Below are 24,018 nucleotides of genomic sequence, written 5' to 3' on the forward strand. Positions count from 1 at the left end.
TCAGACCGCCATCATGCGTAAAAATTCCGCGAAATTCACTTCGGCACGCCACTGTCACCTGACATCGGTATGATGGGCCGCTGAAACCGAGATTGGGGGGGTTACATGAGTCGTTTCAGCCGGAGGCAGGTACTCGGCATGTTGGGGGTGGGCTTGGCGACGCCGTATTCGGCAGGTTTGAGCCGAACGGCGGGTGGCCTGTCCAACACCGATTCTACCAGCGCCGATCAGGTCTTTTCGCTCTCGGTGATGTCCGGAGATCCCAGCCCGAGCGGCGTGGTGTTATGGACCCGAATCGATCCCCACGCCTATGTCGAGGGCCGCCCGTTGGGTTTTCAGGTGGCGCAAGATCCGGCCTTCCGCGTGATTGCGTTTGAAGGAACCATCGGATCGGAGCAGATCGGCTCGGCGCGTGACTACACCGTCACGGTGGATCTCGACGGCCGCCTCCTGCCGGGCATGAGGTACTACTACCGCTTCATCTACGGCGGTGTTTCCAGTCGCCGGGGACGTTGTCGCACCGCGCCGCATCCCGCGCTGGGTGCGCGGTCGTTGCGCTTCGCAGTACTCTCCTGTCAGGACTATACCAACGGTTACTACGGGGCGTTTCGTACGCTGTCGCAGCGGGATGACGTGGATTTCGTCATCCACCTCGGCGATTTCATTTATGAGTCGGCGGCCGATCCCCGCTTCCAGTTTTTACCGTTTGAGGACCGTCAACTGGTCTTGCCCAGCGGCGGGTCGGTGGCGCTGGATCTGGAAGACTTTCGCCACATTTATCGTACCTATCGGTCCGATCCCGATTTCCAGCGGTGCTTGGAGAATCACACTTTCATCGTGGTTTGGGACGATCACGAAACCGCCAATGATGCGTATTGGGATTATGAGCGTGACACTCTGGGCGCGCCGGATCATCCGTTTACATTGGATCCGGCTTACGGCAACGATGCCGGCCGCTTGAGACGTTTGGCGCTGGATGCCCGCCGCGCTTGGCTGGAGTACGTACCGGCGCGGGTCAAGATCAACCGAGATGCCAGCCATCCTCATGACTTTGTCCAGATCTACCGCAAGTTGGAGTTCGGTGGACTGCTGGATTTGTTCATGACCGACGGTCGAAGTTATCGCTCGCCGCACCCCTGCGGTGAAGGCGTGTTCGGCGAGCGCTTCGTTCCCCAAAACTGCGATTTTTATCAGGCGCCGGAGCGCACCATGCTGGGACCCGCACAGCGCGACTGGTTGGTCCAGGAAACCCTGCGCTCACGCGCCCAATGGCAGGTCTGGGGCAATCAAGTCCTCATGGCGGAGCTGAGCGTGGGGCGGGGTGGCCAGGCGTTGCCTCTCAACGTCGATGCCTGGGACGGGTTTCAGGCCGAGCGGCAATTCATCGCCGAGGAAATGCGCGGTATCCGGCGGCCCAACCTGGTGGTGCTGACCGGCGATTTTCACTCCTACGTCGTTTCGTATTTGAAGGTCAATTACGGCCGTGATATTAACCACAATCCGCTCAATACCATCGGCGTCGAGTTTATGACGACCTCGGTGACCTCCGCCGGCGGGCTGGATCAGATCAACGCTGCTCTGTCTTTGAGTCAACGACAACCGATTTTGGATTTGGCGGTCGGCCAGGGCCTCATTCAATCTTTGAATCCGCACATTCGTTTGGCCGATCTAAGTCAGCATGGCTATTCGGTGATTGAGTTCAATCACCGCTACTGCGAGTGGACCGCCTATGTAGTGGACAAGAACCGGCGCGGACCGATTCCGCCGCGCGAACGCGTTTACCGAAAGTATCGCCACTACGCCGGCACAGACGATCTGGATGAGTTGCCGGCCTGGGGGCCGGTCGATCGCGTGACCCGCTGGCTATGAACCTCTGACGGGTGGGACTTAGAAGTCCCAGCGGAAACCGAGTTGGTATTCGACATCGGTATTCTCGATTCCCGGTGGCGGTTTGCTGTCGTAGGTCGCTTCCAGGCCGACTTGTAGCGAGATGGGGTCGACCAAGCTCACCGATAAACTCAACTGGTCGAGCCCTCGTAGGTCCGACGCGTCTTCCAAAGACGGTTGCAGATACAGCGTGTTGGTGAAGCTCACGTGCGCGTTCAATTGGCGTTTTTCGGTCCAATATGTGGCCAGCCGAACGGTCTCATTGGATTGTTCGAGGCCGTTAATCAGCTCCCGCTCGTACTCGTAGAATGCGCCGATACCGATGGCACTCAGGCGCTGGGGCGTGGATGTGAACCGTTCGATGCGATAGCCGCCGCCGATCAGAGTGCGGTCTTTGAGATCGCGAAACTCGTCGCGGCGATATTGCGTGTATCCTTCCACAGCGCGCCGAGGTGAGATTTCCTGAACCCGGCGCAAGTGGGCGAAGGATTTGTCAGTGTCTTTCACGTCGTTGGTTTTACCGTACTCGCGTCCGACAATGCCGAGCCAGGTACGAGGACCCGCCTTGTGTATCAACTTTGCTGAAAGCTCCCAGTCGATCTCGTCGGTGTTGCCCTGCTTGCCGGCCAGACCTAACTCTGCGTGACCACTGTAGCCTTCCGGTGGCACGGCGATGCGTTCACTCTCGATGTTGGTGATCCCGTACGCATGGGGCGAAACGGAACCTAACAAGAGCGGAACAATCAAAAGTTTTTTCCAACGGTTGCGATGATCAAGAGAGTTGGTCATTCCAAGTACTTTGTCCGTGGTGATGAAGTAAAACGAAAGCGGGTCGAGCCATTGCGATATCGTCATGACCGCGCCGTTATACTAGGCGCACGATCACGCGCCGGATCGACATCGAATCGGCGATCCGGACTGGGGAGTTCCGTTTGTTGAGCATGCTTCGAAATAGCCCTGCGGCCTTCATGGTCGTCGCCCTGATGCTGGCAAGCGGCTTTGTGCCTTCGGGGGCGCAGAACTTGCCCACACCAGCGGAAATCCTCAGCGAACATTACGCGTCCACCCGCGTACCGGATCGCGTGATATTAACTTGGACGTCCGATCCGGCCACCAGCCAGGCGGTAACATGGCGGATGGCCGCCCCGGCCGGGACGGCCGTTGCGGAGTTGGCCGAAGCCACCGCTTCCCCCAAATTCGGCCAGGGCGCAGAAAGGTTTGATGCGACCACCAGCGCCATGATCCTGGATGGTGTTTCATCCTTTCATCACACGGTAAATTTTACCGGGCTCACGCCTGACACCTTGTATGCCTACCGGGTGGGCGATGGCCAGATCTGGAGCGAATGGTGCCATTTTCGCACAGCCAAGCGCGAGTCGGCCCCCTTTTCGTTTATCTACTTTGGGGATGCGCAAAACCAGATCAAGTCCTTGTGGTCTCGTGTCATCCGGCAGGCGTACTCGAATCTGCCCGATGCGTCGTTCATGCTGCACGCGGGGGACTTGGTGAATGTGCCCCACAGCGATTTGGAGTGGGGCGAGTGGTTTGAAGCGGGGGGTTGGCTGAATTGTTCCACCCCGTCCATTGCCACTCCCGGCAACCACGAATACCGGGATGGGAAACTATCGCCCCAGTGGCGTCCTCATTTTGCGTTTCCTCACAATGGACCGGCATTCCCCGGCCTGGAAGAGACCGTTTATTATCTGGACTACCAAGGGGTTCGCTTTATTTCCCTGGATACCGAAGCGATGGTCGATGCCGGCGGTCCAGCCGTGGCTGTCGCGCAGGCGCGTTGGTTGGACGAGGTGCTGAAAACCAATCCCCATCGCTGGACCATCGTCACCCATCATCGCCCCATGTTCAGCGCACGGGCGAGCCGGACCAACTCCTTTCTACTGAATTACTACATCAAGCCGCTCTACGAGAAATACGGTGTCGATCTGGTATTGCAGGGGCATGATCATTCGTACGCCCGCGGCGAAAATCTCAGTTTGGGAGGGCGGGTCTTGGGGCGCCACGGTGTTCCGATGTACGTCGTCTCGGTCAGTGGACCCAAGATGTACCCGGGAGGGGCCGACTGGCCGGAACGCAGCTTGACCGGGACGCAGCTCTATCAGTTGGTGACCGTGGATGGCGATCGACTGCGCTTCGAGGCCTATACGGCCACCGGAGAACTTTTCGATGCCTTCGAACTGCACAAAGCTGCCGACGGTACCAGTGAAGTGCTCGAGTTTCCGACGTCGGATGCTGTGCGTCGCGAGGCCGCAACCGCGGTGGCCGATTAGTCTTTCGTCAAAACTGTTCTGCCAGCTGAAGAATCTCCGTCCGGCTGCGCATTCCCCGCGATTCGCAATACGTCTGCAAGAGGCGAAAACGGTCCGTAACCGATGTGATCGGTTTGAGGGTGCGCCCCAACACCGTCAGATCGCCGGTCGCAGCCGTCAGGCTCAATGGTCCGCATTGCCGAGTCGGGCCGGCCGGGGTCAAGCCGACCCGAACGGGTGTTCCTGGGCGCGCCTCAACGAAGATGTGCTCCCCATCCAGCGCCGGATGATGAAATCCTGCCTCGTGGAGCTTGGCCACCATGGCCCCGACGGCTCGGAGTGTCTGACGTCGCAGGCGCAGTGAACCCGCCGCCGCCAAGGGGTCGCCCGGGTTTGAGAGGAAAACATCCAGCGCGATCCCGGCCGGCAGTTCGGCGATGGTGTAGGGGTGCCCGGCGACGCGGCCCCGCAGGGAAATGGCGGTGACCGGCAGCCCCGAGCGAATCAGTTGTGCCGTCAGCCGATCGAATCGATAGGCGGCATCCCCCCGTAGCGCATTCCAGATCCGAAGCGGCCAGGAAGCCCGCGGGAAAATCCGCATCTCGAACAACGGCGGAGCCTGGGTGCGCGCGATCCGCACCGAATCGGTTTCGCCGACCACGCGCCAGCCGGGCGCGGTGCCGTATTCCAACAGTTGCTGTACCGCTTCGTTGAGGGCGAAAAAGTACAGTGCGCCGGGTTCTCCGCTCCCGGGATTCGCTGGGGCGGCAGCGCGGTCTTGAGTCCGAGGCGTTGTCATGACGGCTCTCTACTGATCTTGGTCGGTCGCGGCGCCCACGAGCGGTTCATCGCTTCTCTTCCGCCTCCCGCTCACGTATGAGCGCATCGAACCAGCACTGAACCGGCGGGTTTTGTTGCCAGTTGCGACGCAAGATTCGCCAGTCGCGGGCATAGCCGCGTCGGCGCCGCCAGGGCAGGCGCGGGCGGCGCACCGCATCCAAGTCCAACACATGAGTCGTCCCGTCGTCTATCAGGAAGTTTGAGTCTTTGGTATCGCCGTGAGCCAATCCGTTGCGATGCAGTGTCGCCACGGTATCGACAATCTGTCCAGCTGCGGCCTGCTTGTCCTGGTCACTACGACCGGAGTCATTGAAGAACGACCGGGCGTTGGTGCCCGGTAGGTAGTCGGTGATGAGAAAGGCCCGGCCGGTCAGGCTCCAATGACGATTTTCAACCAGCGCAATGGGCGTGACGGTGCTCACGCCGGCTGCGTGGAGCCATTGCGCCGCGCGCCAGGAGGCCCAGGCCTTGCTGGGGCGCAGGGCACGACTGATGCCTTTGATGCCCGATCTGGGATGGTAAGCCTTGACCACGAACACGCTCTCCCCGACCCGAACGGTAACCACCGTGGCCGCATGATCGTTCTTCATGGGTGGCGCGACGGACCAGCGCTGATAATCATCGATCTGCGCCAATAAGGTAGCCAACGCCGGGTGATCGACGAAATCCGGATGGATGCGAACGCGTCGGTGAGGCGACTGGCGGCTCATGGCGCAGCGCCCTTGATCGCCGCCGGGACGGTGTGTTGCCGGGCCAGATCCATGATGGGGGCGAGTGGACGATGGGTTGCCATGGTTCAGTCCGGTTTGGCGGATTCTGCCATGAGGCGTTGATAGAGGGCCGTCAGATTCCGGCCCATGGTCTCCAGGCTGAGCGGTTCCACCGTGGCGCGCCCCGCCCGGCCGATACGCGCCCGCGTTTGCGGATCTCGAACGGCGTCCATTTGCCGGGACAGTGTTTGCCAATCCAGAGCGTCACAGACGTAGCCGTTCTCTCCCGTGCGGATCAGGTCCACCGCGCCGCACTTCTCGCTGGTCAGCACCGGCAAGCCGCAAGCGAAGGCCTCCAAGGTCGCATTGGCGAAGGGATCGTAGAGCGTGGGCAGCACGAAGGCATCGGCAGCCGAGTAGTACGCGACGACATTGATCTGTTTGCCCACCAGGTGAACCCGGTCGGCCACGCCCAGGCGTTGGGCCAGCCGCCGATAATGACCGGGGCGTTTGTCCTGACCGACCGCGATCAGGTGGCTGTCCTCCGGTAGCCGGGAGAAGGCGCGAATGGCGCTGGCCAGTCCCTTGCGTTCGAAGCCGGAACCGACAAACACGAAGGCCGTGTCGCCATCGCCGATGCCCAGCTCGGAACGGATGCGTGCCCGCCCTGCCGGGTCGGCATCGGGGCGGAAGCGATCCAGATCCACGCCGTTGTAGATGACGTGTATTTTGTCCTCGGGGAAGTTGAAATCGCGCCGAATCTCGTCGGCTACCATGCGCGAGTTGCAGATCACCGCTTTCAGTTTCGGGCTCTGATAGAGGTCGCGTTCCTGTCGCAATTTGAACCGGTGAAACAGGCTCAGCGAGGTGCCGATCCGGCCCCGCCAGCCGCGCATTCTGTCGCGCTGTCGGAGCCACTCGCGGTGAACACCACCGCCGGCACGGTAAATATCGCAGCAGGGAATTCGTACCTGGGCCTGGACCAGATCGGTGTCTAGATCGCGAAGCGCCCGGCAAGCCGCGCGGGCAAAGCTCCATTCCCGCCACAAGCGTCCGACGTAGAACGGGTCGCATTTCAAGAGCTCGCGGGCGTCGTTGGTCAGATCCGCCGCCTGCCAGTTGCGGCTGACCACGGTGATTTGCATGTCCTCGCCCTGAAGGGCGGTGAGAATGCGAGAGAGAATCTGTTCGGCGCCGCCGTCAGGTCGGTATTTGGGCTGTACCAGCGCCAGGTGATAGCCGTGCTTCATGGTGTTGAGATGGTTGATGGTTGTTTAAAGATCGCTGCCCCGGTCCGGCTCCGCGCCGGCGGGATGGGCGTGGCGACTCCGAGCGGAGCCGGACCGGCGGAAGGGATGTCAGTTCGCTTTGTCACGTCGCAGAGACCGAAGATATTTTGCCAACGCGTTCATCCGGAACAGATGGCGCGGGTAGATCTTAATCGCCTGATGGTATTGCGCCCGCGCTTCGGCAAAGCGCTTGTCCCGATACAGGGTTCGAAAACGGGCCAAATGGCGGCTGGATTGAAACTCTGCTTGGTGGCGTATGAATGCCGGCGGCAGGATATTCGCATCGAACAGCAATTGGGCCGCGCGCTGCGAGGCTTCGGCAACCGCGGCCTGATCGTAGCGCAAGCTCCCGACCCTTTTGTATTTCAGCAAAATAGGGTCAGGCAGCGAGGCCACGACACGGGTGGCCAGGATCTGGGCGAACAGCACCACATCTTCGTTGTTGCGGATCGACTCTGGGTAATGCAGCTGATCGAACACTTTGCGCCGTATGGCCACCGCGCCATGGGTGGGGGTGACGCCTCGGCCACGAATGTAATTCAGAAAGTTACGCATGGGGTCAGCGGCGACCGGCTCGGGACAGTAGGCTTTGCGATCACCATCCAAACTGACGGAGAAATAGCCTGCAAAGACCATTTCCACCTCCGGCACCTGCGCGATTTTCTCGGCGAAAAGCCCCAGCGCCTCGGGCACTAACTCATCGTCGGCGTCCAGACACAAGATGAAATCGCCTTGCGCCTTGCTGATGCCATGATTTCGTGCCGCGCCGGGCCCCTGGTTGGTTTGCTCGACAAAGCGCACGCGATCGGGATGCTGCGTTTGATAGTCCGCTGCCATTGCCGGCGTGCCGTCGGTGGAGCCGTCATCGACAATGATGATTTCCACCTCCTCCCATGCCTGGGCGAGGGCAGAATCCACTGCCCGACGGAGAAAGCCTACAGCGTTGTAGGCCGGGATGATAATGCTGAACGAGGCGGCCATGGCTGAGCTCAGGTCGCCGCTTTGGCGGTGGGCATGGGTGGGTTCTCTAGCGCTTCAGGTGTGGCCTGATGCCATAACTCCAAGGAATAGAGCGCGCCGCCGAACAGGGCAATATAGGGCCAAAAGATCCATTTGGTGACATGGGCCTCAGTGAAATTGGCGACGAAAAACAACACGAACAGACACAGGTTCAGCATCAGGTAGCGATACGGCAAGTGGCCTCGTCGATAAGCACGAATGGCCGCTCTGGCCACGAAGTAAAAGAAGGCGGCGAAAAACCCCACGCCGAGCAGTCCGGTGGTGAGCAGAATTTCCAGCCAGGTATTGTGAACATGGGTGGTCTCGAAACCGTCCAGCACCTGGGGTAACTCACTCTGAGCCGCCAGCGGTGCTGTGCTGCGGATACCCCAGCCGATCAGCGGCCGCTCGCGCCAGGTTTCGATGGCCCAAAGCCACATGTGAATCCGCCGCCCCAAGGACGTGTTGGGTATCTCTTCCAGATGACCGCTGACCACTGCATCCCACACCGGCCTCTCTTGCGCCAGTCGTTGGCTCAGGGTATCGAATTGGCTGGCGGTCAGGACGATCGCCAGCACCAGTGCGCCCACACTGATCCAGGCATAGCGGCGGGATGATCGATCGGAGGGTCCCCGAAACACATGCCACAGGTAGAACGGCAGCGCGGCCAACAAAGCCGACACGATTCCGAGCCAAACGCCGCGGGTTTGATTGAACACCACGGCCAGCACCATCAACACCAGTAAGACACCCCAGAGCGTGATTCGCTGCACGTACCAGCGCCCGCGCCGGTCACCCCAAAAATCACGGGCCAGAAATATCAGACCGAAAACCGTGGTGGCGATGAAAAGTCCGCTGCGCTGGGCGTTCATACCATACCGCAAGCGCCCGCCGGTGACGCCCAAAGACCAATAGTGGGGATAGAGAAAGAACGGCAACATATGCAGCGTGAAGCCGATCAACAGCAGCAGATACAGACGCTTGAGCGAGGTGAGACTGCCACCCATCCACCACGCCACAATGGCGATCCAGCCCAGCCGCCACCAGGGCCGGGCATGGCTCAGTTGGCTGCCGAGTTCCACCGGTGTGACCTGGGTGGCCAGAACGCTCACCACGACGAGATAGGCCCCCCAAATCAAAAACAAGCGGAAGACCGGGTCGCGACGCAGATGGGGACCGGCGGTTCGCCAAGCCAGCAACAGTGCCGGCACCATTAACCATTCGCCGTAGTAACACAGTTTTTTGTGGAGCGGGAAAAACGTGGCGTAGAGAAATAAGCCGATCAAGCCGATGCGCTCGGGCCAAACGCTCGCTGCGCGGCGGGCGCCGCCCTGTGCAGGAAACCACTGTGTAGGCTCCCGGTTCACCTTGGCAACAAGCTCTTTAGCCTGTTGGCTCACGCCCAATTCGAAGCCCCCCGGTATCGATTTGTGATCCAGTCAAACGATTCTTGGAACGGTCGCGGCCGATCGATTTTCCCACCAGCGGGTTTCTCACCACACACCGTTCTCGCAACTTGCGGTGGCACGATACCATGAATGATCAGTGCCGCCGAGTCTCTGGGTTCCTGGCTGCGGCTGGATGTGACACCCGCATGACGGAGCGCCCGGGTGGGCGTGTTTGGCGGGGATCGTTTGATTTGTATCAAGCGTTGTCCCGCTTCGCGCTGCCTATGCTAGTTGTATCAGCTAGACACGGAGCTTGGACATGACCGCGGACATCATTCACAAGCGCGCTCAGGCGTTCGCCGTTGCCCCGAATCTGACAGACTACGAGGCGAGCCAGCGGGACTTCTCCTGGGACACCGCCCGCGGAGCGTTGGACGGGTTAGCCGGCGGCGGGCTGAATATCGCCTACGAGGCGGTGGATCGCCACGTGGCGCATGGCATGGGCAGCAAAACCGCCATTCGGTGGCTCGATAAAGAGGGCCAGGCTCATGATTTCAGCTACGCTGAACTGAAACGCCTCACCGACCGCTTTGCCGGTGTGCTGCGAACTTTGGGCCTGGGCAAAGGCGATGGCGTGTTCGCACTGGCCGGTCGCATCCCGCAACTTTATATCGCCGCGCTCGGAACGCTGAAAAACGGCAGCGTGTTCTGTCCCATGTTCTCGGCTTTCGGGCCGGAACCCATTCACCAGCGCATGAGTATCGGGCGGGCCAAAGTGTTGGTGACCACCGCCCCGCTCTATCGGCGCAAGGTCTCCCAGTTGCGGGAATCGCTGCCGGATCTGCAGCAGGTGTTGATTGCCGGCTTGCCGGCCGACGCTGACCCGCCCGAGGGGACGCTTAACCTGCAGGGGTTGATGGATGGCGCCCGCGATGAGTTCGTGATCGCGCCCACCGCCGAGGAAGATCTCGCCTTGTTGCATTTCACCAGTGGGACCACCGGTCGGCCCAAAGGCGCGATGCATGTGCATGGGGCTGTCGTGGCGCACCAGGCGACTGGACGCTACGCCTTGGATTTGCATCCCGAGGACGTTTTCTGGTGCACCGCCGATCCGGGCTGGGTGACCGGAACCTCTTACGGCATCATCGCGCCCCTGACCATCGGCGCGACCATGCTGGTGGACGAACAGGAGTTCGACGCCGAGCGGTGGTATCGCACCTTACAGAACGAATCGGTTTCGGTCTGGTATACCGCCCCCACCGCCATCCGAATGATGATGAAGCTCGGTACCGATTTGGTTCGTGGGTATCAATACCCGTCGTTGCGCTTTATGGCCAGCGTCGGCGAACCGTTGAATTCGGAAGCCGTGATCTGGAGCAATCAGGCTTTCGGGAGGCCGTTTCATGACAATTGGTGGCAAACCGAGACGGGCGGCATCATGATCGCCAACTACGCGGCATGTGACGTGAAACCCGGTTCAATGGGCCGTCCGCTGCCCGGGATCGAGGCCGCCATCGCCCGGCCGACGGATGAGGGTCGCCTGGTGTTTGTGGACCAGCCGGGCGAGCAAGGTCAACTGGTACTCAAGACGGGTTGGCCGTCCATGTTTCGTGGCTATCTCAACGAAGAAGCGCGCTATCGCAAATGCTTTATCGGCGATTGGTACCTCACGGGCGATTTGGCCAAGCGGGATGAGGACGGTTACTTTTGGTTTGTCGGCCGTGCCGATGATGTGATCAAGACCTCGGGCCATCTGATCGGCCCGTTCGAAGTGGAAGATGTGCTGATGGAGCATCCGGCGGTGGCCGAGGTCGGGGTGATCGGTAAACCCGATCCGGTGGCGATGGAAATCGTCAAGGCTTTCGTCGCCTTGAAGCCGGGTTTCGAAGCGGATGACGACCTTCGTATGGCGCTGCTTGCCCACGCCCGAAAGCGCTTGGGTGCGGTGGTGGCTCCGAAAGAGATCGATTTTCTCCCCAGCTTGCCCAAGACTCGCAGCGGCAAAATCATGCGGCGGCTGCTCAAGGCCCGCGAGTTGGGTTTGCCGGAAGGTGACACTTCGACGCTGGAGAACAACCCATGAACGCTTTGCCGTCCTTACCCGATGATTATTCGGCTGATCATGCCACCGAACTGCTCCGGGAGATGATGCGGATTCGCCGTTTCGAAGAGCGATGCGCCGAGCTGTACACTCAAACCAAAATCCGCGGTTTTCTCCACCTATATATCGGTGAAGAGGCGGTGGCTACCGGCGTGAACAAAGCCCTGACCGACGACGATGCCGTGGTGGCGACCTACCGGGAGCACGGCCATGCCCTGGTGCGAGGGGTTTCCATGAACACGGTGATGGCGGAGATGTACGGTAAGCAGGAAGGCTGCAGCCGTGGACGCGGCGGCTCCATGCACCTGTTCGATGCCGAGCGGCGATTCTATGGCGGCAGCGCCATCGTTGCCGGGGGCATTCCGCTGGCAGTGGGTTTGGCGCTGGCCGACAAGATGCAGGGAAGGCAACGCGTAACGGTGTGTTTTTTTGGTGAGGGTGCGGTGGCGGAGGGCGAGTTCCACGAATCCATGAATCTGGCGGAGTTGTGGCAACTGCCGGTGTTGTTCGTTTGTGAGAACAACCTTTACGCCATGGGCACCCACATTGCCCGCTCCGAGTCCGTCACGGACATCTGCCGCAAGTTACAGGGTTATGCCGTGCCGTGTACCAGCGTCGATGGTATGGACGTGGTGGCTGTGGAAACGGCCGCGGGGCAAGCCGCCGATGCCGTTCGTTGTGGTCAGGGACCTCAGTTCCTGGAGTTTCGCACCTACCGGTTTCGGGCGCACTCCATGTTCGATGCGCAGCTCTATCGTGATAAGTCGGAGGTGGCACAGTGGCAGCACCGCTGCCCCATCGACACCTTTCGCCAGCGCGCCGTGAGCGCCGGCTTGCTCGATGAGGCGACGCTCACCGCTATGGAGTCGGAAGTCACGCAAGAAGTCAATGGCGCGGTTGCCTTCGCCGAGGCGGGCACCTGGGAGCCGCTGGAGGCGTTAACCCGCGATGTCTACACCGAAGAGGCTGCGTCATGAACCGTGTCGAAAAACCCCACATCATGCAAACGACCTACCGCGAAGCGGTGCGGGCCGCTATTCGTCAAGCCATGTTGGATGATCCGCGGGTCTTCCTCATGGGGGAGGATGTGGGCAGATACGGGGGTTGTTTCGCCGTTAGCATGGGTCTGCTCGATGAGTTCGGCGAGCAGCGCGTGCGCGACACCCCGCTGTCTGAGTCCGGTTTCGTGGGGGCCGGTATTGGCGCGGCCATGGGCGGCATGCGCCCCATCGTCGAGATCATGACGGTCAACTTCAGCCTGCTGGCCCTCGATCAGATCATGAACAATGCCGCCACCATCCGCCACATGTCCGGTGGGCAGTTCAGCGTGCCCATCGTGATTCGCATGTCGACCGGGGCCGGCAAGCAGCTTGCCGCCCAGCATTCCCACAGCCTGGAGGGCTGGTATGCCCATATTCCCGGATTGAAGGTCCTCACCCCCGCCACGGTGGAAGACGCCCGCGGGATGTTGCCGGCCGCTCTGGCCGATCCGGATCCGGTGCTGATTTTCGAGAACGCCACACTTTACAACATGGAGGGTTGGTTGCCGGCCACCGCGGGTGCGGTGAACATCGATCGGGCGCAGGTACATCGCGAGGGCACGGACATCAGCTTGTTCGCCTATAGCGCCAGCTTCCACAAAGCCATGACCGCGGCGGACAGGCTGGCCGAGGAGGGCATTTCCGCGGAGGTGGTGGACTTGCGCACCCTGCGTCCTCTGGATGACGAAACCATCATGGCTTCAGTGGCGAAAACGCACCGTGCAGTCATCGTGGATGAAGGCTGGCGCAGCGGCAGTATCTCGGCGGAGATCATGGCGCGGATCATGGAGCAATCGTTCTATGAGCTCGACGCGCCGGTGGCGCGGGTGTGCAGTGCCGAAGTGCCCATCCCCTACCCCAAACATTTGGAAGAAGCCGCCATCCCCCAGCCGGAGCGCATTGTTCAAACGGTGCGTGAGGTGTTGGGCCGTGGCTGATTTTCGGATGCCCTCTTTGGGCGCTGACATGGAAGCCGGGACGCTGGTGGAATGGCACATCAAACCAGGCGACATGGTGCACCGGGGGCAGATCGTCGCCGTGGTAGAAACGGTGAAAGGCGCCATCGACGTGGAAATCTTCGAAGACGGCGTGGTGGAAACGCTGGTGGTGGCCCCGGGTACTGAAGTGCCGGTGGGTACCGTGCTGGCCCGTGTTCGCGCCGCAGGCGCGGCGGAACCGGTTTCAGCCGAGCCGATCGCCGCGGCGCCCGTTAAGCCGCCGCCCGAGTCGGGTGGCGGTCTGCCGCCATCGCTCGGTCAAGCCAGGCCGGCGTCGGGGGGTGAGCGGATTCGGATCTCGCCGTTGGCGTTCCGTCAGGCGGCGGCCCTGGGCGTGGAGTTGGCCACTCTGACCGGGACCGGCCCGGGCGGGGCGATCACGGTCGACGATGTGACGGCGGCCGCGCCAGCCAAGCCCAAAACGCCCTCGCCGATCCCTGCGTCAGGACGGGATACCGCCGCCATGCGCCAAGCCATCGGCGCGGCCATGGCGCGATCGAAACGGGAGATTCCTCACTACTACTTGAGCACCTCGGTGGACATGGAGGCGGCGAGTGCCTGGCTCGAGCGCTACAACACCGAGCGGGAACCGGAGGATCGCTTGTTGTACGCCGTGTTGCTGGTCAAGGCCGTGGCATTGGCGCTGGCGAAGTTTCCGGAGTTCAATGGCTTTTACGTGAACGATGGCTTCAGCCCCAGCACAGCGGTCCATGTGGGGATGGCCGTGGCGTTGCGGGGTGGTGGCTTGGTCGCCCCGGCCCTGCACGACGCGGGGGAGAAGGATTTGGGTGCGCTGATGGGCGATTTTAAGGCCATGGTCCAGCGGGCCCGCGCCAACCGCCTGCGCAGTTCGGAACTGACCGACCCCACCATCACCGTGAGCAGCCTGGGCGAACGCGGGGTGGAGGATGTCTTTCCCATTATCTATCCGCCGCAAGTGGCGATTGTCGGTTTTGGCGCACTTTCGCAGCGCCCGGCGGTGGTGGACGGTCAGGTGGTGGCCCGCAAAATGCTGACCGCCAGTTTGGCCGGCGATCACCGCGTCAGCGACGGCCGCCGAGGGGGGCTTTTTCTGGCCGAGATTGCGGATCGTTTACAGCAACCGGAGCGCCTATGAACCGCGACGAAATACAAACCCGCCTGCTGCAGATTCTGTCCACTATCGCACCGGAGATGGAAGCGGAGAGCCTCGACCCGGCCGAAGACTTCCGCGAACAGCTGGATATCGACTCCATGGACTTGTTGAACTTCATCACTGCCATTCACAAGCAAATGGGGGTCAATATCCCGGAAGCCGATTACCCACAATTGACCAGTCTGAACGCCTGCATCGCCTATGTGGCGGCACGTCTTTGAGCGCGCGGGTGTCGCCAGATGACGTCCCGCCATGTGCAGCGATGGCGTTCAGTCGCAGACTATTTTATAGAGTTTGGAGTCGGCGCTTAGATATTTACAGATCGACCCTTCGGTGGTGACAATCGCCAGTGGCTGTACAGCCAATAGGTTTCCGTATCCGTCCGTGTCTGGTGTGATCGGCGTGATCTCATTGCCCTGCTCATCCCGGACTACAAGTTTAGTGATGACTCGGTCTTTGATGGTGAGTTTCTTGACCGACAGCGAAAAAAGAAATTTTTCTTCATAATCAATGAAGTCGAGTCCTTCAACAAGCGACATTTCGCCGGCGGTTTCGGGTTCGACGACCGACGGCTCTGACGGATCGGCCGGCGACTCGGTAACCTCAGCCACGTCAGTTTTCTCGTGGTCCGTTTCCGAGTCGCCGCAAGCGGTCAGCATCAGTGCCAATGCCAGCGCGACGCCTATTCGAACCCAAGTGGCTCGTAGTTTCATGATTCATTCCTTGCCGTGTCGGTCCGTGGTGGGAAGATTTCGGGCGGTTTTATCGAAAATTCAATGTTAACCGCCCGAACAGGAAGCGCTCCGGATAGAACCACTGGCTTTCCGGGTCCGAATCCTGGAATTGAAAGCGCTCATCCAATAGATTTTTAACGCCCACCGAGAACTCGCCCCGCCGAGCCGGGAGTTGCCAACCGATCGCGGCATCCAGCACCCAGAATTGGCTCTCGCCTCGCTCCCGACGGTCCGGAAATACCAGAAAGTTGCCGCTCTGGCGGGCATGGGTTGCGGTCAGCATGGTCGTGAGGCCACGGGGGTGAAAATAGCGCAACGAGATAGGCCACAGCTGGGTCGTCAGGCGATTGAAGCCGAGATTGGAGATGTCTTCGTCCTGCTCGATCCGCTCGAACAGGTACGAAAGCTTAACCGCCAGTCGATCGGTGGCGGCAAAATAGCCGTAGGCTTGTAGCAGTTCTTCATCGCGGTCGTAGCGCTCGGCGATGCCGGTATTGAGATCGGTCACGGGTACCTCCATGTCGCGACCACTGACCTGAAGCCCGAGGAAACTGCCGCTTCCGAGTTGATGATCTACGCCGGCGCCGTAGCGCCAGGCGCGGGTGCCGGTGAAGTCGTCGAAGAACTGATTGAATCCCGCCACGTGACTGGGCTCGATTGTGCCTTTGGCCACCAAGTCCCGTTGTAGCGTCCGAAATGCGGCGGCGCGAAGTTGGGTGCGGGGTGTGGCCAACCAAGTCACACCCAGTTTGGGATTCGCTTGGCGTGTCCTGAGTCGACCTTCGTCGACGTCGTCGTAACTGAGCCCCGCGGTCAGCGCCCATTGCTCCGTCAATTGATCTTGCCAGTACACATAAAGGTTGTTGTGGTCTGTATCGAAGCTGAGCGACTCGTCAATGAGCAGCTCTTGCGGCCCCAACACGCGCACGATCAGAGGGGCGCCGGAGACGTCCAGAGGCACGGTTTTCGCCGCTTCGTCGAACGCGGCCCGATAGATTCCGGCACCGGTGATCAGACTGCCCCAGTGTGAACGCCAAACGTGCTGGGCCTCGCCTATGACCGGCTTTCCCTCCAACTCAAGCGTGACTTCCAGGTCCACGCCATCGACGAAGAAACGATCGTAAACTTCGACGTCGCGGTTTTGTGTCGCCAGCGAGACAATGGCCTGACGGGCGGGAGTGAAAGCATGCTTCACGCCCAAACGAAGGGTTTCCACTTGTGAGGACTGCCGAAGGTTGGGGCTGATTTGGTCGGGCAAATAGAATTGGGTGATATCGCCTTCGGTTTTTTCCAGGCGGCGGATTTCCAGTTGAACGTCGGTTTGGGCGTTCAACCGGTTTTGGGCGAACAATTCGATGATGTCTTGCTCGCGATCGGCATTGTCGCGAAATCCATCGGTCTCATAGTGATAGTGGCCCAGGTTCGCCGCCCACCGGCCGGAACGAATACCCGCGACAATTTCATCCCCGAAAAGGCCATCCTGTCCGCCGAGAAGGTCGGCATAAAGATACGGACCATCTTGCAGAAACAGTCGGGCGTATTCGTTCGGGCTGGCGCTGGAAGGCCCTAAACCCCGGGTCAGGCGCAAGTCCTCCTGGTTCAACTGGGGTCCGCTGGGTACGGCGTCGAAACCGCGCCACAAGCGGGCCTGCAGCTGTTCAGAGAGCCGGCCCACTTCATGACGCGGCAAGTCGGCAAACGCGGTGGCCAAAAACCGGTGCGCCTCGGCCTGGGTGGGGTCGGCATCGAGCGATCGGACGGCCTGTTGGCGCGCCAATTGGTCGAACCCAAGTTCCTGATAAACCCGTCCCAGGCTGGTGCTGCGCACCGCCAAATCCTCATCCAACATCAGGCGTGAGCGGTAAACACCCCGTCGATCATTGCGCTCGATGGACCCCTGCGCCTCTTCCAGGGCCTGAACAGGCGCGTTCTCAGCGCCTTTGAGAAAGGCCGAATACAGCCAGGGTGTGGGGTCGTTGGGGTCAAGCGTTTTGGCGAGTGCATACTGGGTTTCCGCCAGGGCAACTCGTCCCTGTTCAAAATACGCTTTGCCCAGATAGCTCCTGACCAAGGCGTTGTTGGGCGCCAGGCTGGCGGCGATCTCTAGTTGCCGCCGGCCGTCGGTCAGATCACCCTGGCGGATGCGGGCAAGGCCCAGGCCCAGGCGGGCCAAGGGGTCTGCCGGATCCTGTTCCGTGGCCCGTGCAAAGGCACGTTGGGCACGGTCTGTGTCGAGATTCATCAGGTGTGCAAAGCCCAAGGTTCGGGTCGCCAGGGCCGATTGGGGGTCGTCTGCGGCGGCTTGCTCGGCCAGCGAGACAGCACGGCGCACTTGGCCGTTGGCCAGAGCCAGTTCCGCCACGCGGGCGCGAGCCACGGTGTGATCCGGTGCATGATTCAGGGCGGACTCGGCGGCCTGAGTGGCGCCCGGCAGATCGAATACCGCTTGCCGGGCGTAGGATAGGGCAAGATAGCCCGGCAGTGATGTCGAATCGACGGCGACGGCCTGTTCGGCCCAATTCAATGCTGTCTGCTGCCGGTTTTGCGTGACGGCAATGATCGCCTGCAAGGCCAAGGCGTGGGCTCTCTGTTCATCGGGAGTTGGTGCTGACCGGTCCAATAGGCGGGCCAGATCGGATTCCGCCGCGCCAGCCCGCCCCACGGCCAGGAAAAGAGCGGCGCGATAGAGTATCGCCGCATTCGGCCAGTCCTCCGCTGGCCGGTGTTCGAGAATCTCCAGTGCACGATCGATTTGTCCCACCTTCGCCCAATCGATGGCGCGCTGAAGCGACGACTCCATGCCCGGTTGTTCACCGGGCCAGTCGGCCAGATCGCCCGGCAGCGGGTAGTAGAGCATCCAGTGGACGGCATCCCAGGGCCGGATATCCGTTATCACTGCGGGTGGTGCATCGCCGCGGGCAACAATGGAAGATCCGGCTTGAACAAGCAGGCTGCCCGCTTCGTTGCTGGCTCGAACCCGGCCTTCGAATACGGTGATTCGGGTTTGGTTTTGCGTTGAGTCGATGAGGAATTCGGTGCCGTCGATGGCGGCGTTCACATAGGGGGTGTCGACTTGGAAGTGGTGTTGGACTCGGCTGATGAAATGCACCAATCCCTTCACCACATTCATCCTAAACTCGGCTGAGTTCTCCAGTTCTCCCAGCGAGATGACGGTGTTCGGGCCGAGGCGAAGGATTGTGTGATCCTGTAGTGCCAGTGTCAGGCGGCTGTTGGCGCCGACGTGCAAGGTGTGATTCGGGCATACGTCTACGCCATCGTGAACGACGCCCCATTCAGTGTCGTTCTGAGCACGGATCTTGACGGTGCCCTGGATAGATAGGGCTGTGGCGACCGGTAGCTCGCAGGCCGCCGCTGAGATCGGTGAGACAATCGTCAGCCATATCAGGCAAGCGCTATGCAGTACTCGGCCCGCGCAGCGTCGAGAATCGTTTGAGCGTGTGCAGTGATTTGGCCTCACAACTGTTCCTTGTTGTGTCCGACCTTGGCTGGTGGCGCACTCAAGCACCACCCGAACGCCGGGTGTGTCTTTACTATCCGATATTCAACGGTACAGACCAAGCCTGTTAGCCCGCGAGTGAAATCTCCTGGCCGTGTTCGCTTTCTTCCACCAACCAGGTACGACCCTGCAAATATTGAAGGTAGAACAGGGTGGGGCCGTCGGCATGGTGCGTTTGGGCGATTTCACTGAAACGCTCGAACGCGGTTGCTGAGTCGCCGCTGAGAAAATCCGTCACCGCATGTCCGAAAGATTCGCAAAATTGCTGCCGTTTTTCCCAGCCCGGCTCGCCGACGCGCATGCAGATTTCGAACAGATCCACCGGGTCTGATTTTCCCCGGAGCCGAAAACGTCCCAGCGGACGGGTGATGATGCCGTCCACATCGCCGACGACGATACCGGAAGCCAAGATATGCGTGTGCCACATTTTGTTGAGCTGTTCGATGCGCGCGACGGTGTTGACGATATCGCCCACTGCGCGGTACTCGAAGTGGTCGATGGCGCCCACGTTGCCGAGCACCATCTGGCCGGCATGCAAGCCGATGCGGGTGGGGAGTACCGGTAAAGCGAATCGTTTTTGGAACCGCTCAACGGCCGCGAGAATGTCGAGGGCCGCTTCGACTGCCTGCTGTTGGAGCTCCGACGTATCTTGCGGCGCCGTCCACAGGGCCATCATCGCATCACCGATCACATCGGAGATGATTCCACCCCGCAGCCGGACCGGGCGAAAAATGTCTTCATAATATGAATTTAGCAGCGTATGAAGTTCTCCCGGCGGCAGCCGTTCGGCCAAGTGGGTGTATTGTGATGCGTCGGTGGCCAAGCATACCCCGAAGGCGGGTTGCTGGTGTGTTCCCATGAACGAGAGATTATCGACCACACGATCAATGTGTTCGGGGGGTAAATAGTGATTCATCGCGGTCCGCAATTGCGATTGCGCACGGCGGGTGGCGCTGGAATGTAAGCTGACGGCCGTGAGTATCGTGATCGGTAGTTGAACAGCCAGAGGCACCATGATGGGAAGCCACTGGGATTGATGCTCGAACGCCCAAGCCGCGAGGGCGAAATAACCCAGACTGCCGGCGATGACCAGGATCATGGCCCAACCGTAAATCGGCAGGGCCGCGCCCATCCCGGCGAGGATGGCGAATACCGTGAGAATGGCCAGTTGCTTGCTGGCAGAGGGTACTTGAAGCGCGGTCGATTCGGCCAGGTTGGCATACGCGGTGGCGGCGAGTTCGACACCACTCAGATCCAATCCGTCGGGTCGGGTATAGACGGTGAAAAAACCGTCCTGTTGAATGGGTTGTCGGATTTCCGCGTGACCGAGGAAAACCACCGCGTCAGACAAGTCGGGTAGACGCTCGGCATTTAAAATCTCATCGGCGGAAAGGGTGCGTATGGTCCGGGGCGGTCCGTACAGCGAGAAGATATGGGACGCCGGTCCCGCGATGGCTTCAACCAACGCCGTAGCGCGCGCGCTGTGTGGTCCATCATCGGGTAGCGTTGCTCGAATCCGGGCTTGGATGGATTCGGTCAGCTCGGGCTGCTCGATAAGTGCGCGGCGGAGCCGCGTGATGCTTGCCGGATCCAGTGAGCCATTGGATGGCAATGCGAGCGTTGCCATTTGCGGGTCTCCGAGCGCCTTCCGGATGCTTTCGATGATGGCACCCTGCGTCTCTCGTTCAGCGGTGGCCAATGCCATTACCGGGAGGCTGGGCGCGTCTGCGGCCGTATGAAACGTCCAAAAGTGATCGACCCGCGCGCCGTACTTGGGAATCACGAACGGTGCAGTGGCCGCGGCCACGTTGGCCAAGGCCGGGAACGGCGGCACGATCCGCTCCACATCAATTTTTAGGGTTCCGGAGGGGTCGCGATTGAGTGACAGGTCGCGTTCGACCATCGCGAAGAGCACGACGTTCCCCGCAGCCCGGATGGCGTCGGTCAGCCTTTCGTCCCCACCAGGGTATTTGGCGTCAGGGAAATGAATATCTACCGCGATGGCTGCCACACCCGCGGCGGTCAGGCGTTCGATGATGCGAGCGATGATGGCGCGGTCCCAGCGAGATGGATCGCGCGGCAGCGATAGCGCATCGGCAGCCTCGCTGTCCAAACTGGCGATAATGACGTTGGCCGGCGGTTGCATCGGTCCTCTGACCGCGTAAAGCAGTGGGAGTCCGGCCCAGCGCTCCAAATGGTGTCCCCCAAAGAATAGAAGGGCTGTGACGCCGCAGAGTGTGCCCACTGTGGCACTGATCCCCGCAATGCGAATGGGTACAGCAAAGTGTTGAATATTCCTTTTCATACTGCTGCCACTCATGTCAGGGGTTAATTTTTACTTCACGGCATGATAATAAGGGTTTGTTGCATTAGTAACCAAGGATTGGGGGGGCTTATGTTGCAGCTGAATCAGATTCACGTGTTTGCAGCACTTAACGGAAAGAGTTTAATTGAATTGGAACACATGGGAGTTAAACGACGTTTCGTAAAGGGCGCTATTGTCCTAAATGAAGGTGATCGAAGTGATGCGTTCTATGCCATTCTGAGTGGGCGGGTCAAAGTTTTTCTAAACGACGCTGCGGGTCGGGAAGTGGTGCTCGATGTATTGTCTCCCGGAGATCATTTTGGGGAACTGGCTCTGATAGACGGTACGCGCCGATCCGCATCGGCCATGACCTTGGAAGAGAGCTGCGTGTATGTTATTCCAGGTGATGTGTTCAAGTTGGCGATGGCGCAGCTTCCTGATCTCAATGCAGAAATCATGAAACGTTTGACCGAGCGGGTTCGAGCGCTCAGCGGCAATGTGAAAAGCTTGGCGCTCGATGATGTCTACAGTCGTATTGTGCGGATACTCCATCAATTGGCCGAGCCGGACGGTGAATGCCTGTGCGTTCGTGAGCGACTGACCCAGCAAGAGCTGGCCAATCGGGTTGGTGCGTCCCGGGAAATGGTGGCGCGCATCATGAAGGATTTATCGCGCGGAGGATATATTTCCGTCAGCCACCGGAAAATTCATATTCATCGCCGTCTTCCTAAGCACTATTGATGCGTTCATCGGCAAACAGTGGTTGATGCGGTCGCTCGGATTGGGTGGGACGTGGCTCCCGCCTGAGCCCAGCTACCGCGTGTACCCGGGTTTGCAGCCGATTTTCATCCTGAGCCAGCGAGCTCCGATCCATCAAGACACTCCCACGAAGCGTTTGTACCAGGGTATCTGGGTTCAACCGAGCGCATCGCCTCGCTGCGGCGGCAAGGGTTCGACCGACTGAGCATACGCTTGGTCAGGATTCCGTTTTGTGAAAAATTACACGGACTGTTCAGGTAATAGCGCACAGTACGATCGGTCGTCGTTTGGTTTACTGAATCGGCGCTCTGGGTAATCGTCGCAACTCCAAAGCTCAGGGCGCAGGGGGGAACTCGTCGCCGTTCCCGGCGGAAGTGTTCTCATTCAACGATGGATCGAAATATTCCGGTGGTCAGACCGGAAGGAGTGAGTAATGAAACGGAAATTGGTCTCTGCCCTCTTCGCTGCTGCTTTGACTTCTGCCAGCTTCAGTTCCCACGCTGCTCTGGTCGAAATGGACGACGCCGCATTGTCCGACGTTCACGGCCAAGGTGTGATTTCTCTGGCTGTGGCTTTCGCTGAAGTGCAAAAACATGAGGCGATTTTGAACGTCGCCCGCGCGTTGGATTTGGGACGTGAGCTGCATGAAACCCGCGAAGCCCTTACCCGTGCAGCCGTTCTGGTGCCGCTGTATGTAGGCAAAGAAATCGTCGTGGGTGAGATTCTCGGCGAGGTCTTCAGCACCTACGAGAAAATCGCGACCCGCGTGAATTTGTTTGACGCTTTCCGTCTCGGAAACGACTAAGCGTAACTGCCGCTGCGCTTTGGGCGCGAGATCGACTCGCGCCCTTTTTTTTGAAGAAGGTCGCTCGTCCATTTGGCGTTGGCTGGCGATCTTCGATATCACCAGACTTGTGACGTCGTTTGGTTGGATTGACGCCCTCTTCTCCTTTCATGGGTGTGTTTCAGTTGATCCGCGGCGTTGCCGTGAGATGAAGAAACAAGTTGACGCCTTCGTGCTCACTTCCTACGTGAACCCGTTCCAGCGAGACGCCGCTGCCTCGGGCCAAGTTGAGCAGATCCGAGCGGCTTCGGTGCCGCAAAATCCAATCGAAGAAGGTCATGTAGTGCTGGGTTGGATTATTGTCGGAAAAGTTGCCGATAACCAGAACGCCGTCTTCAGCCAGTCGTGGCAACAAGCGTTTGATCATGCCCCGAAACAAGCGGTCACCAAAATAATCAAACAAGCCGGCCGACCAGATTAAGTCGAATTTATCCGGGAGCGTCAGGCGCAGGGCGTTTTGGTTCACAAAACGGATTCGGCCCAGATGCGGCGCACATAATGCGCTGGCATAGCGGATGGCATTGGCGTCTTGTTCGACGCATACAAATTCGACGTCTTCGGCGCCGGTGAGTTCGAAATACTCGAACATGTCTCGACCCGATCCGCTGGCCACATTGAGGATTCTGAGCGTTCGACCGTTCGCGGCTTGCCGGTATTCATCCAGAAGGGCGTGAAAGTAGGCTTTTCGATTGCGAACGGCTTTGGCCGCTGCTTGGTTCTGCCAGTAGACATCCCATTTGGTCAGTCGTGGATTCGTGGAGACTTGATGCTGATAGATCTTGTCAATGATCTCGAAGTCGCCCGCATAGCCATGCGGTTTGGAATACGCGAACCCTTGCAGCGTTTTCGGCGACAAGGCGTCGCCCAGGGTATCGCGAAGTTCCGCTAAGTCGTGATCGTTGATTAGTCTTTGCCTTTTCCACGTATGTAGTTCCGTCATCCAGCCGTCGAGCTGGCTATAGTCGGCGAGTTCCGGGCCGCCTTGCTTGCTTAGTATCGCGAGATAGCTCTTGAGCTCTGCGATTCGCTCGGTGATCGCGGGTGGTCTGACCGGTAAGGGGTGGGAGTGATGTTCAGAGTGTTCAGCGAGGGTCATGGGGGTGTTCTCCGCTTTGAGTAGTTTTGTGTCCGGCTGAGCCGGGGAGGCATATGAGCGTTTCTCGGCTAACAGTCGGTTATATCTGCTGAACATGAAGAATCTTGAGTCA

The 24,018-nt window shown here is 59.9% G+C and carries 19 protein-coding genes; 9 read left to right on the top strand and 10 right to left on the bottom strand.

Annotated elements, in window-relative coordinates; translation table 11 throughout:
- Positions 1-105: 105 nt before the first annotated feature.
- Positions 106-1,869: an alkaline phosphatase D family protein gene (locus SVU69_08135; protein ID MDY6942970.1), complete on the top strand. Its 1,764-nt coding sequence runs from the start codon at positions 106-108 to the stop codon at positions 1,867-1,869.
- A gap of 18 nt (positions 1,870-1,887) precedes the next feature.
- Here SVU69_08135 and SVU69_08140 read toward each other — a convergent pair whose 3' ends face one another.
- On the bottom strand, positions 1,888-2,742 hold the full coding sequence (locus SVU69_08140) for a DUF481 domain-containing protein (protein MDY6942971.1): 855 nt from the start codon (positions 2,740-2,742) through the stop codon (positions 1,888-1,890).
- A gap of 86 nt (positions 2,743-2,828) precedes the next feature.
- Between SVU69_08140 and SVU69_08145 the strand changes: the two genes are divergently transcribed.
- The gene (locus SVU69_08145; GenBank protein ID MDY6942972.1) at positions 2,829-4,172 is read left to right on the top strand and encodes a metallophosphoesterase family protein; all 1,344 of its coding nucleotides are present in this window, start codon (positions 2,829-2,831) and stop codon (positions 4,170-4,172) included.
- 7 nt (positions 4,173-4,179) lie between these two features.
- On the opposite strand, the gene SVU69_08150 is transcribed toward SVU69_08145, so the two are convergent.
- The 5 genes from SVU69_08150 to SVU69_08170 form a co-directional block, all read right to left on the bottom strand.
- Positions 4,180-4,950: a lipopolysaccharide kinase InaA family protein gene (locus SVU69_08150; GenBank protein MDY6942973.1), complete on the bottom strand. Its 771-nt coding sequence runs from the start codon at positions 4,948-4,950 to the stop codon at positions 4,180-4,182.
- A gap of 46 nt (positions 4,951-4,996) precedes the next feature.
- A complete protein-coding gene (locus SVU69_08155) occupies positions 4,997-5,701 on the bottom strand; it encodes a serine/threonine-protein kinase (protein ID MDY6942974.1) in 705 nt (234 codons plus the stop codon).
- Between the two features lie 86 nt (positions 5,702-5,787).
- Entirely contained in the window at positions 5,788-6,951 is a 1,164-nt protein-coding gene (locus tag SVU69_08160; protein MDY6942975.1) for a glycosyltransferase family 4 protein, read from the bottom strand.
- Positions 6,952-7,059: 108 nt separating this feature from the next.
- Positions 7,060-7,971 (bottom strand): glycosyltransferase family 2 protein, encoded by a 912-nt coding sequence (locus SVU69_08165; GenBank protein ID MDY6942976.1) that lies wholly within the window; start codon positions 7,969-7,971, stop codon positions 7,060-7,062.
- Between the two features lie 8 nt (positions 7,972-7,979).
- Positions 7,980-9,389, bottom strand: coding sequence for an O-antigen ligase family protein (locus SVU69_08170; protein ID MDY6942977.1), 1,410 nt, complete (start codon positions 9,387-9,389; stop codon positions 7,980-7,982).
- A gap of 307 nt (positions 9,390-9,696) precedes the next feature.
- On the opposite strand from SVU69_08170, the gene acsA reads away from it, so the two are divergent.
- The 5 genes from acsA to SVU69_08195 are packed head-to-tail and all read left to right on the top strand — an operon-like array spanning position 9,697 to position 14,872.
- A complete protein-coding gene (gene acsA, locus SVU69_08175) occupies positions 9,697-11,460 on the top strand; it encodes an acetate--CoA ligase (protein ID MDY6942978.1) in 1,764 nt (587 codons plus the stop codon).
- Positions 11,457-12,455, top strand: coding sequence for a pyruvate dehydrogenase (acetyl-transferring) E1 component subunit alpha (gene pdhA, locus SVU69_08180; protein ID MDY6942979.1), 999 nt, complete (start codon positions 11,457-11,459; stop codon positions 12,453-12,455). The genes acsA and pdhA overlap by 4 nt, the downstream gene beginning before the upstream one ends.
- The gene (locus tag SVU69_08185) at positions 12,452-13,456 is read left to right on the top strand and encodes an alpha-ketoacid dehydrogenase subunit beta (GenBank protein MDY6942980.1); all 1,005 of its coding nucleotides are present in this window, start codon (positions 12,452-12,454) and stop codon (positions 13,454-13,456) included. The genes pdhA and SVU69_08185 overlap by 4 nt, the downstream gene beginning before the upstream one ends.
- The gene (locus SVU69_08190; GenBank protein ID MDY6942981.1) at positions 13,449-14,633 is read left to right on the top strand and encodes a dihydrolipoamide acetyltransferase family protein; all 1,185 of its coding nucleotides are present in this window, start codon (positions 13,449-13,451) and stop codon (positions 14,631-14,633) included. Before SVU69_08185 ends, SVU69_08190 begins: the two co-directional genes overlap by 8 nt.
- The gene (locus SVU69_08195) at positions 14,630-14,872 is read left to right on the top strand and encodes an acyl carrier protein (GenBank protein MDY6942982.1); all 243 of its coding nucleotides are present in this window, start codon (positions 14,630-14,632) and stop codon (positions 14,870-14,872) included. Before SVU69_08190 ends, SVU69_08195 begins: the two co-directional genes overlap by 4 nt.
- Before the next feature lie 48 nt (positions 14,873-14,920).
- Here the strand turns inward: SVU69_08195 and SVU69_08200 are convergent, their stop codons facing one another.
- The 3 genes from SVU69_08200 to SVU69_08210 form a co-directional block, all read right to left on the bottom strand.
- Positions 14,921-15,364, bottom strand: a complete 444-nt coding sequence (locus SVU69_08200) for a hypothetical protein (GenBank protein MDY6942983.1) — start codon at positions 15,362-15,364, stop codon at positions 14,921-14,923.
- 49 nt (positions 15,365-15,413) lie between these two features.
- Complete coding sequence (locus SVU69_08205; GenBank protein MDY6942984.1) at positions 15,414-18,863, bottom strand: TonB-dependent receptor; 3,450 nt, start codon at positions 18,861-18,863, stop codon at positions 15,414-15,416.
- A 106-nt stretch (positions 18,864-18,969) separates the two neighbouring features.
- Positions 18,970-21,207: an adenylate/guanylate cyclase domain-containing protein gene (locus tag SVU69_08210; GenBank protein MDY6942985.1), complete on the bottom strand. Its 2,238-nt coding sequence runs from the start codon at positions 21,205-21,207 to the stop codon at positions 18,970-18,972.
- A 90-nt stretch (positions 21,208-21,297) separates the two neighbouring features.
- Here SVU69_08210 and SVU69_08215 point away from each other — a divergent pair, with 90 nt between their 5' ends.
- Together SVU69_08215 and SVU69_08220 are read left to right on the top strand one after the other, a co-directional pair.
- Positions 21,298-21,948 carry a Crp/Fnr family transcriptional regulator gene (locus SVU69_08215; GenBank protein MDY6942986.1) on the top strand — a complete coding sequence of 217 codons (651 nt, stop codon included), beginning with the start codon at positions 21,298-21,300 and terminating at the stop codon, positions 21,946-21,948.
- Positions 21,949-22,399: 451 nt separating this feature from the next.
- On the top strand, positions 22,400-22,771 hold the full coding sequence (locus SVU69_08220) for a hypothetical protein (GenBank protein ID MDY6942987.1): 372 nt from the start codon (positions 22,400-22,402) through the stop codon (positions 22,769-22,771).
- A 160-nt stretch (positions 22,772-22,931) separates the two neighbouring features.
- On the opposite strand, the gene SVU69_08225 is transcribed toward SVU69_08220, so the two are convergent.
- Positions 22,932-24,018: methyltransferase domain-containing protein (locus SVU69_08225; protein MDY6942988.1), on the bottom strand; the 1,087-nt coding region annotated here is incomplete at its 5' end.

It is taken from the genome of Pseudomonadota bacterium (assembly GCA_034189865.1).
Taxonomy (GTDB): Bacteria; Pseudomonadota; Gammaproteobacteria; order UBA5335; family UBA5335; genus JAXHTV01.